Annotated in this window: 5 protein-coding genes; all 5 read left to right on the top strand. The window is 40.8% G+C overall.

Annotation, left to right across the window (positions count from 1 at the left end; all coding sequences use genetic code 11):
• Positions 1 to 63: 63 nt before the first annotated feature.
• The 5 genes from H6G41_RS11480 (at position 64) to H6G41_RS11460 (ending at position 13,270) form a co-directional block, all read left to right on the top strand.
• Positions 64 to 2,685 carry a TonB-dependent siderophore receptor gene (locus tag H6G41_RS11480; protein WP_242037891.1) on the top strand — a complete coding sequence of 874 codons (2,622 nt, stop codon included), beginning with the start codon at positions 64 to 66 and terminating at the stop codon, positions 2,683 to 2,685.
• 70 nt (positions 2,686 to 2,755) lie between these two features.
• On the top strand, positions 2,756 to 3,823 hold the full coding sequence (locus H6G41_RS11475; protein WP_190746322.1) for an iron-siderophore ABC transporter substrate-binding protein: 1,068 nt from the start codon (positions 2,756 to 2,758) through the stop codon (positions 3,821 to 3,823).
• A 4-nt stretch (positions 3,824 to 3,827) separates the two neighbouring features.
• Positions 3,828 to 4,208 (top strand): DUF1636 family protein, encoded by a 381-nt coding sequence (locus H6G41_RS11470; protein WP_190746321.1) that lies wholly within the window; start codon positions 3,828 to 3,830, stop codon positions 4,206 to 4,208.
• A gap of 389 nt (positions 4,209 to 4,597) precedes the next feature.
• Entirely contained in the window at positions 4,598 to 5,938 is a 1,341-nt protein-coding gene (locus H6G41_RS11465; RefSeq protein WP_242037890.1) for an MFS transporter, read from the top strand.
• Positions 5,939 to 6,637: 699 nt separating this feature from the next.
• A complete protein-coding gene (locus H6G41_RS11460; RefSeq protein WP_190746320.1) occupies positions 6,638 to 13,270 on the top strand; it encodes a non-ribosomal peptide synthetase in 6,633 nt (2,210 codons plus the stop codon).
• Positions 13,271 to 13,282 lie beyond the last annotated feature (12 nt).

The following is a 13,282-nucleotide window of genomic DNA, read 5'->3' as shown; positions in this document are numbered from 1 at the left end:
GATAAACACCGTTCCCCAACAAACAATTGCCCCAGCCCATTGGTAAGAAGCTAAAAATCAAAGATGAAGCCTTATAAGTTATTTCCAAGCTTGTTGCTAAAAAGCACGATGCCTTTAGCCGTTAGCTTTGCTAGTATCGCCCTTGTACTCTCCACTCCCGCAACAGCTGAGGATTTAGGAAAGGATGAAATTACTAAAAATCTTTCTCAACTGAGTGATATTGAAAGTCCGGCTACCAATGCCAGTCATTTAGTACAGCTACCCACTCAAGGAAATCCTGTCATCATTACAGGAGTAAAAGCCAATGCCACCGACAAAGGGGTAGAGGTAATTTTAGAAACCAACCAAGGGGAGCAACTGCAAGTTAACAATCGCAGTACGGGGAATAATTTTATTGTAGATATTACTGGTGGGCAATTACAGTTGCCTAATGGAGATAGTTTCACCTATCGCTCGGAAAAACCAATATCGGGAATTACTGAGATAACAGTTGCTAATATTGACGCAACCACTGTGCGTTTAACGGTGGTAGGTGAGAAATCTTTACCTGCTGTTGAGTTATTTGATGATAATGCAGGGTTAATTTTTGAAGTAGCATCAGCAACAACAGCAGCACAAGCTCCAGAAACACCCCCAACACCACAAACACAGGAACCACCAGCAACTCAAATAACCCCAGAACAACCCGCAGCACAGCAGGATGAGCCGATTGAATTGGTGGTGACGGGGGAGGAAGACGGATATCGCGTACCGAGTGCGACCACTGCAACCAAGACTGATACACCTTTGCGAGATATTCCTGGTTCAATTCAAGTGATTCCGCGTCGAATCTTAGAAGACCAAAAAACGACGCGCATACAAGAGGCCTTAGAGAACGTTAGTGGTGTACGCAAAGACGGTAACTATGGAGGTACAGATGCGGGTGGATATAATATTCGTGGCTTTGCTCAGGAAGGAAATTTCCGCAATGGATTTTCTGACAGTGACTTTTACTCTTCGGTAGATACAGCAAATATCGAGCGCATTGAAGTTCTCAAAGGGCCGGCTTCTGTTCTATTTGGTCAGTCTGAACCGGGAGGAATTATCAATGTTGTCACAAAACAACCTCTAAGTAGTCCATATTATTCAGCAGAATTTAATGTTGGCAATTATGCCTTTTATCGCTCTGGTGTTGATTTATCAGGGCCCCTCGCTGATGATGGTTCGCTGTTATATCGGTTGAACGTGGCTTATCAAAATTCTGGTAGTTTTCGAGACTATAACTTTCTAGAACGGGTATTTATTGCACCTGTCGTTACCTGGAATATTAGCGATCGCACTACCTTAAGCCTGGACTTGGAATACCAGGACAATGATTATCTCTTTGATCGTGGGCTTCCTTCAGTTGGCGATCGACCTGCTCCTGTCCCCATTAGTCGCTTCGTTGGTTTACCCCATGTTTATAACGATAGTACTCTTCGGGTTGGCTATCGACTTGAGCATAAATTTAGTAATGATTGGCAAATACGTAATGCCTTCTCTTATGTTTCTGGTAAATCATCTGGTACTTATGCCTATGGTGGTTATGACCTAGTTGATGACCAGTTTGCCCCAATCTATGTGAGTCGTGATGAATTCAAACGAGACATCTATACCCTGCAAACCGAATTAGTTGGACGATTCACAACCGGATCGATTGTCCATCAACCTTTAATTGGGGTGGAGTTAAGACGAAATGTTTGGAAATATACATCATTCGATGTGGCAGACCCCATACTGCTAGATATTTTTAATCCCAATTATGATGTCGAACTCCCTGCTACGCCTGATGAAAGTACTTTCTCTTACACAACTCAAAGAGACACTTTAGGGATTTACCTCCAAGATCAAATTACTTTGGCAGATAATCTCAAAGTCTTAGTTGGCGGTCGCTTTGACTCCTTCTACCGCAAAGATGACTTTGGCACACCTGAAGAAGAATCTCTCACAGCCTTTAGCCCCCGTGTTGGTATTGTTTTCCAACCAGTGAAACCGATTTCTCTTTATGCCAGTTACACTCAATCGTTTCAACCCGATAGATTTCTCGGTCGTTCAGCCGCAACAAACGAACCCTTTAAACCAACAGAAGGGACACAGTATGAAGTTGGCATCAAAGCAGATATCACTGAACGATTTTCAGCAACCCTAGCTGCCTTCGAGATTACCAAAACCAACGTGATCACATCCGATCCCAACGATCCCGATCTCTCCATCCAGGTGGGAGAACAAAGAAGCAGAGGTATTGAATTAGATATTGGTGGCGAGATTATGCCTGGTTGGAATATCATTGCCTCCTACACCTATACCGACGCGATTACCTCGAAAGACAACAACATTCCTGTGGGTAATCGCTTAATTAATGTTCCTGAAAACGCTGCTAGTTTGTGGACAACCTATGAACTGCAAAGTGGTAATTTAAAAGGTTTGGGCTTTGGTTTAGGGTTTTACTATGCGGGAGATAGATACGCCGACTTGGACAATACCAGCGTTTTACCCAGCTATTTCCGCACAGATTCAGCCATTTATTACAAACGGGATAACTGGAGGTTCGCACTGAATTTCCGCAATCTCTTCAATGAGACTTATTATGAGACAGCTCAAAGCCGAAATATCATCTATCCTGGCGCACCTTTTACTGTCATCGGCTCATTTTCAATTCAGTTCTAGCGGAAGAAAGGCAGGAGGCAGGGGGCAAGAGGCAGAAGGAATCATGTTTTTGGAAACTTGCTGCAAAGCGATGCCTTCTCTACGAGACGCTACGCGAACGGCGGGCGTAGCCATCGCTTTCTTATATAAATACATTAGCTGGGTTCTGGTAACAGCTATCTTAATTACAGCTTGTCATAGTGGGAGTCCCCAAAATCCCAGTAGAAGTATAGAAAGAGGGCGATCGCTATCTGCTGATTGTCGCATTGTGGAACATGCAGCCGGAAAAACCAAGATTTGCGGGAAGCCTGAAAAAATCGCGGTTCTCGATCCAAAGATGCTGAGTCTGATGTTAGCCCTGGATGTCCAACCTGCAGCTTACGCCGATGCTTATTTAGTGCGATCGCGTCAATTTGACAACCCTAGCAAACAAATTCCCTACCTGGGTAAATTTGTCACCAGTCAACCGATTAATTTAGGCGATCGCTCTAGCCCCTCTTTAGAAACTCTGACTCTACTCAAGCCAGATTTGATTCTCGGCTTAAATTATCAGGAAAATCAGTTATTATCGGCGATCGCACCCACTGTTTTCATCGATAGCGAGCAGAAATGGCAGGACAATATTAAAATTGTCGCCAAAGCACTAGATACTCAAAAAAACATTTCCCCAATCATTACCTCGCAACAGCAACAAATAGCTCAAGTTCGGACTGAATTAGCCCAACTCGCCAGCACTCATCCGCGAGTGCTAAATATTGCTTGTAGTCTCTCGATGAATTACATAGAGGTGATATCCCAAGGAAATACAAATGAACTTCTGAAAAAAATAGGTTTTCAGCCTGTATTTCTTCTCGATTTAGTCCAAAAACTAGGGTTAAGACCGCAAATTAATCTAGAAACCCTTGGTCAAATAGATGCAGATATTATCCTTATTAATACTTGGCTAGACAATTGGAATGGTGAATCTACTTATACCGTTCCCTTTAAAGAACTTAGGCAAAAATGGGCTGAAAGTCCTATATTACACAACTCAAGAGCATGGAAAGAAGGAAAAGTTTACTTTGTAGATTACACCCTCTGGAGTGACGTAATTGGCGCACCTATGGCTCATTCTTTGATATTAAAACAATTGCCTTCTCTATTACTTTCACATACCTAAACCAATGAATAAATATACGCTATTCGTTTGCGAATCTTGTAACCATTCATCAACAGAATTAGCAGAAAATCAGCCTAATGATGGCAATATTTTACTTGACAAAATTACTGCTTTATATAGTAAGAAATTCGCCCCAGAAGAATTAAAAATTCAGCCTGTAGAATGTTTGTGGAATTGTCGTGGTTGTGTTGTTGCTGTTGCTCACCCGGATAAACCAACATATATGTTGGTTGATTTACCTGCTGATGAGGAAAATGCCTCCGCATTACTAGAATTCACAAAAATGTATATTAGCGATCCTCTGGGTGCGGTTAACTGGGACGAACTTCCCAAAGAGTTAGACTCTGCATTTTCTGCCTGTATTCCTGCTGTAATTAATCAATAAAAACTGTTGAATATTGACTGTTGACTGTTGTACGGGCGGGTTCACAAATATCTTCGATTTTTAACAGAAATCTCGGTTAACCCGCCCCTACAGACTGTTGACCGAGACAATTTTGGATATATTACCCGAATAAATTCGGGTGCTTGTCACATTTTGAAATTTTGAATGAACTAATCGCGGCTAGCTCCCATGCTCTGCATGGGAGCGTAGATTTATGAGGCTCTGCCTCAATTTATCAATTTCCGAGGCGAAGCCTCGCAATACGCCTTTCCAGTCGGAAGCTGGAAACGAAATAGAAAACATAATAGCTTATCAAAACAGTAGGGGCGAACTGCCATTTGACCCTACCTGATTTTTTGCGGACATAGGTTCCAGTAATAGGAGGTTAAATGACACAATCAGCAAATCCCAGCAGTATGCGTAATTTTTTGACGATCTGGGTAGGTCAATTGGTTTCTACCATTGGTAGTAGTATGAGCCGCTTTGCGATCGCAATTTGGGCATGGGAAATTACAGGTAAAGCTACAACCCTCACCCTAGTAGGCTTTTTTAGCTTACTACCAGGAATTGCGATCGCTGCTATCAGTGGTGTAATTATAGACCGATTTAATCGGAAATTATTGATGATGATTGGTGACACAGTAGCAGTTCTGATGACAATCACAATGATACTGCTGTATCTGACAAATCACCTGGAAATCTGGCATTTGTATATAGTTAGTGCTGTAGTCGGGACATTTAATCAGTTTCAGTCTTTAGCCTATGCCGCAACAATATCGTTATTAGTCCCCAAGCAACATTATACCCGTGCTAGCAGTCTGGAATTTTTGTCAAGTTATGGAAGTAATATTGTTGCTCCTGCTTTAGCGGGATATCTTTATCCAATTATTGGTTTGTTGGGAATTTGGCTGATTGATATTTCTACTTTTGCGATCGCTATTAGTAGTTTATTCTTTACTCACATCCCTAAACCATCCCCAAGCGATGAACATGAAAATTCCACCCATATTTGGCAAGGTTTTGGTTTTGGTTTTCGCTACATGCTGGAACGCAAAAGCTTACTCGCTCTTTTAATTATCACCGTTTTGTTTTGGTTTGCCCATGATGTTGGCGATTCTCTTTATACACCGATGATTTTATCTCGAACCGACAATGATACTGTGATTTTGGGCAGTTTAGCGGCTGCGGCTGGTTTTGGCGGTGTCAGTGGAGCCATCATTATTAGTACCTGGGGTGGTTTTAAAAAGAAAATCAACGGTGTTTTATTAGGAATGATTGGTGCAGGATTAAGCAAAATTGTTTTTGGTTTAGCTCAAACGCCTTGGATTTGGATACCCGCACAGTTTTGTTCTTCTTTCAATTTCCCTTTTAACGGTAGTTCTGATAACGCCATTTGGTTAGCCAAAGTTCCTCCCCCTGTCCAAGGAAGGGTATTTGCTGCTTATTCATTAGTTATGCAATCTGGGTCAGCAGTAGCTTATTTAATCGCTGGCCCTTTAGCCGATAAAATCTTTACCCCTGCATTAGCCGCAGGTAATCGTCGTACTGAAATTTTGGTAACAATATTTGGTACTAGTGCAGGTGCGGGAATTGCACTGTTATATGTCATTTGTGCAGTGTGTATGTTACTGGTTGGATGCGCTGGGTTTTATATTCCTCAGCTACGGGATGTAGAGAGGATTTTGCCCGACCATGATGCTGAATATGCACAGATTACGGGTGAAAAATAGAAATTTAGCGATCGCTTGTTCCCAGATGCTTATACAGCATTGATAATCTGAAATTATACTTACAGTAAAAAATAATACATTAATTCCCATTAACTATATGTATAGGCTATCATCTTACATTTGATTCATAAATTCTATTAATACTCCCTCTATTGCTTCAGTGTATTCATTATGGGTAAAGTAATTCAAGCTTATTAAAAATAACTCTCAATAATAATGAGAATAATTAGCATAGATAAGCTTCAGCGCATTAACTTTACAGGACTTACGCAAAGGTAACGGAAAATCAAACCGCAGAGGACACAGAGGACACGGAGGAATAAGAGTTTTGGAGATTTATTGCGTAAGTCCTACTTTAGCAGCATCGGTGGTTGGCTAAACTAATAATCAATGGTTGAGAACTAGAGTTAAGTTAGCAAAAATCTTTTCTAACTCGACTTACAAACCTTGGTTTGGTTGACTACTAGGCTTGAAGTTTGGAGATTGGTTAATCTGAATTGACCATCGGCAGTAGTCACAGAAGGTAAAGATGAAAATATTCTCAGGTGTCATACATCAAATTCAGAATAAGTGCGTGCAAGCATATTTTGATTACCAGCTGCAAGTTGTGTAGAAAAGATATCCCGCCAATTTTTTCCTGGTGAGCGCGAAAAGGAAAACCAGCAGTTTATTAGATGCATTTAGCTGTCGAAAATAAACATGAGTAAATACAATCGTTCCTCTGTTCAAGACCAACCTAGCTGTTCTAATGTTGTGGAACTCTTGCGTTTAAGAAGTGCTACACAACCAAATCGAGATGCTTTTACATTTTTGTTAGACGGGGAAACAGAACAAGCAACCCTAACCTATCAAGAATTAGATCGGTTAGCGCGTCGAGTGGCGGCGCGATTACAAACATTGGGCTTAACAGGCGAACGAGCTTTACTGCTTTATCCGGCTGGATTAGATTTTTTAATTGCCTTTTTTGGTTGCTTATATGCAGGAGTTGTGGCGGTGACTGCATATCCTCCGAGAAATCAACGCAATACACCAAGAATAAAAGCGATCGCCACAGATGCACAAGCCGCGATCGCTTTAACAACTACAGAAATTTTCTCAATAGTGCAGTCTCTGATGACAGCAAAGACTGACAGCAAATCATTGCAATGGCTAACTACTGATAATCTGATGGAGGGTTTAGAAGATAACTGGCAAAAACCTCATATTGATCGAGATACCCTATCTTTTCTGCAATATACCTCCGGTTCGACAGGTACACCCAAGGGTGTGATGATTAGTCACGGAAACCTCCTGCACAATGCTCAGACAACTTGCCAATTCATGGAGCATTCCGCAGATAGTAAATTTGTTACCTGGCTGCCCATGTATCATGATATGGGTCTCATCGGTGGTATATTGCAACCTTTGTATGGGGGTTTCCCTTGCATTATCATGCCTCCTGCTGCCTTCCTCCAACGTCCATATCGTTGGTTGCAGGCAATTTCGCAATATCAAGGGACAACCAGTGGCGGCCCCAATTTTGCTTATGATTTATGCGTGCAGAAAATCACTCCTGAACAAAAAGCCACTCTTGACTTAAGTAGTTGGAGTGTGGCATTTAATGGTGCGGAACCGATTCGTTACGATACCTTAGAAAGGTTTGCAGAGGCGTTTGCAGAATGTGGCTTCCGTAAAGAGGCGTTCTATCCATGTTACGGCATGGCAGAAACAACCCTCATGGTATCAGGTGTAGATAAGGCTACCGCACCATTAGTAAAAACGATTGAGAAATCTGCATTAGAATGCAATCGAATTGTAGAATTAGCGGTTGCAGATGAGAATGCATCTCACTTTGTCAGTTGTGGTCGAGTTATCCCACAACAAAAAGTAGTCATTACTAATCCTGAAACACTTAAGGCTTGTCAATCTGATGAAATTGGGGAAATTTGGGTATCAGGATTGAGTGTTGGGCAAGGTTATTGGCATCGAGAGCAAGAGACAGCAGAGACATTCCGCGCTTATCTATCAGATACAGGAGAAGGGCCTTTCCTACGGACGGGAGATTTAGGCTTTTTGCAGGATGGAGAGTTATTTATTACAGGTAGAGCTAAAGATTTAATTATCATTAGAGGGCGCAATCTTTACCCACAGGATATAGAATTAACCTCCGAACGCAGTCATCCATCCTTACGTGCTGGTGCTAGCGCCGCCTTCACAGTTGAAGTAGAGAATGAAGAAAAGTTAGTCATCGTCCAAGAATTAGAGTTTCGCGCCAAACCGAATTTAGCAGAAGTAGTGAATGCAATTCGTCAAGCGGTGACTGAAGAGCATGAAGTACAAGTTTATACAGTAGTTTTAATTAAACCAGGTAGTATACCCAAAACTTCTAGTGGTAAGATTCAACGACGGGCAACTCGTGTCCAGTTTCTAGCGGGTGAGTTGGCTGTAATTGAAAGTAGTATTTTAACCGATAAATTAAGTATTAATTCTGGGTTAGATCATCACGATGATTTGCGGCGTGAGGTGCTTCTAACTGCAAAATCAGAAAATCATCAGCAACTTTTAGAAGCTTATCTGCATCAGGTTTTAGCGCAGATTTTAAAAGTAAAGCCATCACAATTCAACTCCCAGCAAGCGTTGAATACTCTGGGATTAGATTCGATTATGGCAATTGATTTACAAAACTGCATTGAAACTAATTTTGGCGTACAAATACCCGCAGTTAATTTTCTCGATGGTATTAGTATTGCTCAATTGGCGATGCAGGTAAGTGAACAACTCAAAGAAGAAACAGCGATCGCCTTACCGACCATATCACGAGTTGACACAGATATTAGAGAATATCCTCTTTCCTTTGCTCAACAAAGGTTGTGGTTTTTTGACCAGTTAGAACCAGGTAGTCCATTTTATAATATGGCGATCGCAGCAAAATTAACTGGCTCTGTGAACCTTGCTGTATTAGAGCAAAGTTTGAATGCAATTATCCAACGTCACGCAGTATTACGAACTAGTTTTACCAATAGAAAAGGAAAAGCTCTGCAAGTTATTGCTCCTAATTTGACTGTCAGTATACCGATAATTGATTTGGAGAGGTTAGAAGCAACCGAGCAAACAGCAGCTTTAGACAGATTAATACATTTAGAAGCACGACAAGCTTTTGATTTAACCAGTGGATCGTTACTTCGCTGTACCCTCGTCAGACTGCATCCGACAGAGCATATCATACTGCTGACAATTCATCATATTGCTGCCGATGGTTGGTCTATGGGAGTCTTTCTCCAAGAATTGGCAGCATTTTATGAAGCCTTTTCTACAGGAAAACCCCCAGCAATAGCTGAACTTCCTATCCAATATACAGATTTTGCTGTTTGGCAACACAACTGGCTGCAAGGAGATGTGTTAAACTCCCAACTCAGATATTGGGAGCAACAATTAAGTAAACCTTTGCCAGTATTAGATTTACCTACAGATTATCCCCGCCCACCAATCCAAAGTTTTATCGGTAACAAGCGAGAATTTGCCTTATCCAAGTCTTTAACCGCAGCCTTGAAAACCCTCTCACGCCAAGAGGGAACAACCTTATTTATGACGCTTTTAGCAGCGTTTAAACTGTTACTCTATCGCTATAGCGGTCAGTCGGATATTTTAGTTGGTTCACCTGTTGCCAACCGCAACCATAAAGACTTACAACCATTAATTGGCTGCTTCGTCAATACATTGGCGTTGCGAACAAATCTCAGTGGAAATCCGACCTTTACACAGTTACTCAAACGAATTCGGGAAGTCACCTTAGGTGCATACGCTCATCAAGATTTACCTTTTGACCAATTAGTAGAAGCAATACAACCAGAACGAGACTTAAGTAGACATCCACTATTCCAAGTCTGGTTTGCGCTGCACAATACACCACTACCAGCGTTGCAAGTTGCAGATATCACTTTAACTCGGTTGACTGTTGATGTCGGAACAGTACAGCTTGATTTGAGTTTCGATATGGAAGAAACTCCCGAAGGGCTGATTGGTTGGATTGAGTATAGTACAGACTTGTTTAATGCTGATACTATTAATCGGATGATTGGGCATTTTACAACGTTGTTAGAAAGCATTGTCCAAAATCCAGAGCAAAATATCGCCAACTTGCCAATATTGACGAGAGCCGAACAGCAAGAGTTACTAATTAATTGGAATAATACTCACAGTAATAATTGGCAAAATAAATGCTTGCATGAGTTATTTGAAGAGCAGGTAGCCAAAACACAAGATACTTTTGCAGTCGTATTTGAGCAAGAAAAAATCACATATCATCAACTTAATCAGCGAGCTAATCAACTCGCGCACCACTTACGAAAACTAGGGGTAAAACCTGAAGTTTTGGTAGGAATTTGTGTAGAACGCTCTTTAGAGATGATAGTGGGGATTTTAGCAATTCTCAAAGCTGGTGGTGCATATCTACCCCTAGATCCAACGTACCCTCAAGAGCGTCTGGAGTTTATGCTCCATGATACTCAAGTAGCGGTTTTATTAACTCAAGAAAAACTGTATCAAGAGTTAGGTTTACATAGTAAGGCTACAGTTGTTTATCTCGATACTTGGCAGGTAAATACTCAAGAAAATCAACTAAATCTGGTTAATCAAGCCTTACCCTCTAACCTTGCTTATGTACTATATACCTCCGGTTCTACAGGACAAAGTAAAGGCGTTTGCTGTCATCATTCGGGAGTAGTTAATTTATTAGCAGACTTTACAAACAGACAGCAAATTCAAGCTGGTGATGCTTGTAGTTTGTGGACAAGCCTCAATTTTGATGTTTCGGTGTATGAAATATTTTCTGCACTGTTAGCAGGAGGAACTCTACATATTGTTCCCGAAGTTATCCGTTCTGATGGTAGCAACTTTGCAAATTGGCTAGAGGTTAATCAAATCAAGAGTGCTTATGTACCTCCTTTCCATCTCCAAGCACTTTCTGATTGGTTGTCAGGAAAGTCAGAAAAATTAGCTTTGCAAAGATTACTTGTAGGTGTAGAACCTATACTTGAAAATCTCCTAATTTCAATTCAAAAGCAAATTCCGGGATTGCAAATTCTCAATGGTTATGGCCCTACAGAAGCCACGATTTGCACCACTCTGTATGATGTCAATCCAGAAAATGCTACTGATAGGAAAACACCAATTGGTCGTCCGGTACAAAATACAAAAATTTATCTGTTGGATGAGAACTTACAACCTGTTCCGGTGGGAATTCCTGGAGAAATATACATTGCTGGTATTGGCTTGGCGCGAGGATATTTAAATCGTCCTGATTTAACCGCCGAAAGATTTATACCCAATCCTTTCAGTCATCAAGCAAGAGAATATTTATATAAAACAGGCGATCGCGCCAAGTATCTCCCTGATGGTAATCTAGAAATCTTGGGACGATTAGATAGTCAAATTAAGTTCCGTGGTTTCCGGGTGGAATTAGGGGAGATTGAGTCAGTTTTACGACAAAACCCTCTGGTACAAGATGCTGTTGTTTTACTGCGAGAAGATATTCCTAGCGAACAGCGATTAGTAGCTTACTTAGTTACAAATAAAAATAATCCTCATCTTGATACCGAAATATCTACAACCGCAGAAGTTGAGTATTTGTCCCAAATCCAAACCGTTTACGATCAATTTTACAGTTGGGAATTTTCTCCCTCTGACCCTTCAATTAATTTAAGAGTTTGGAAAAGTAGCTACACCGAACAGCCATTACCAGAGTCAGAAATTCTCGAAAGTGTAGATTGCACTGTCAAGCGAATTCTGGCTTTAAAACCTCAGCAGGTGTTAGAAATTGGCTGCGGTACAGGTTTAATTTTGTCGAGAGTTGCGCCTCATTGCAAACATTACCTTGGGATGGATATCTCCGAGGTAGCATTACAATATCTGGAACAGCAATTAGACAAAAACCAGCCAGAATTGTTATCTAAGGTCAAACTGATACAAGGAATGGCGCATGAACTAACGAACATTGCACCCCAGGAAATAGATACAGTTATTCTCAATGAAATTATTCAGAATTTTCCTAGCATTGATTACTTAGTCGATGTTTTGGAAAAGGTAGTTAATCTCGTTAAATCGGGCGGTCAAATTTTTATTGGTGGCGTTCGCAGTTTACCGCTTTTAGAAGCTTTTCATACTTCTGTGCAAGTACATCGCGCACCTGAATCTCTCACTGTAGATAAGTTTAAGCAACGAGTCCAAGAATATCTTGCTGCTGATAATGAACTGGTTATTGATCCAGCTTTATTTACGGCTATTAAGCAACATATCCCTCAAATTAGTCATGTCCAAATTCAACTCAAGGGGGGTCGATATAATAACGAGCTAACTAAATTTAAATACGATGTTATCCTTTATGTAGATACTCCCGTTGAAACAATACAAAACATACCCTCTTTAGATTGGCAGCAAGAACAATTAAGTATAGCTGCAATCCGTCAGTTGCTTTTAGATAAAGAGCCAGAATATTTCCGAATAGAGAGAGTTTCTAATCCGCGTTTATTCAAAGAAATCCAAATTCTGCGATGTATGGTAGCGGCTGAACCATCACAAACAATTGCCAATCTGCAAAAAACTCTTCTAGATTCCTCTAACCAGGGATTAGAACCTGAAGACCTCTGGCAACTAAGTCAAGAAATACCATACACTGTAGAAATTATTTGGTCTGGCTCTGGTGAAAACGGTTGCTATGATGTAATATTTAAACAGCAACCTCAGACTATTGCTGATTATAAAATAACGGCTTTTTTAGGATTACAAGTAATAGAAAATATCCGACCTTGGCAAGAATACGGTAATTTGCGATCGCAACCTACAGATCCTCAAAAGCTAGTACCTCAATTGCGCGGTTTTTTGAAGGAAAAACTACCCGCTTATATGTTGCCTAGCAGCTATGTAGTCTTAGATAAGTTGCCTTTGCTACCAAATGGTAAAATTGATAAACGATCTCTCCCACAGCCAGAAAATTCGCGTATTGATTTGGGAATTGCTTATGTACCTCCGCAAACTCAAGTTGAAGAAAAAATTGCGGCGATTTGGCGAGAGATATTGCAGGTAGATAAAATCGGCATTCATGACAATTTCTTTGACCTTGGTGGTAATTCTTTACTAATTGTGCAGTTGCATAACGAATTACGCGAAACCTTTGGGCGGGAGTTGTCGGTTGTAGAATTATTTCAATACCCAACAATTAGCAAATTATCAGAGCATTTTCATCAACAATCAACCGGAGAAGCTGCTTTTAATTTGATTCAGAATCGAGCGCAGAAACAGAAGCAAGCTTTAAATCGCCAAAAGAATTTGATGCAGAGAAAAGACAAAAATAATTGATGCAAGAGTAGG

The organism is Tolypothrix sp. FACHB-123 (assembly GCF_014697075.1).
In the GTDB taxonomy this organism is placed as follows: domain Bacteria; phylum Cyanobacteriota; class Cyanobacteriia; order Cyanobacteriales; family Nostocaceae; genus Aulosira.
The sequence above is the reverse complement of the archived record's forward strand: the minus strand, read 5'-3'. Positions and strand labels throughout refer to the sequence as shown.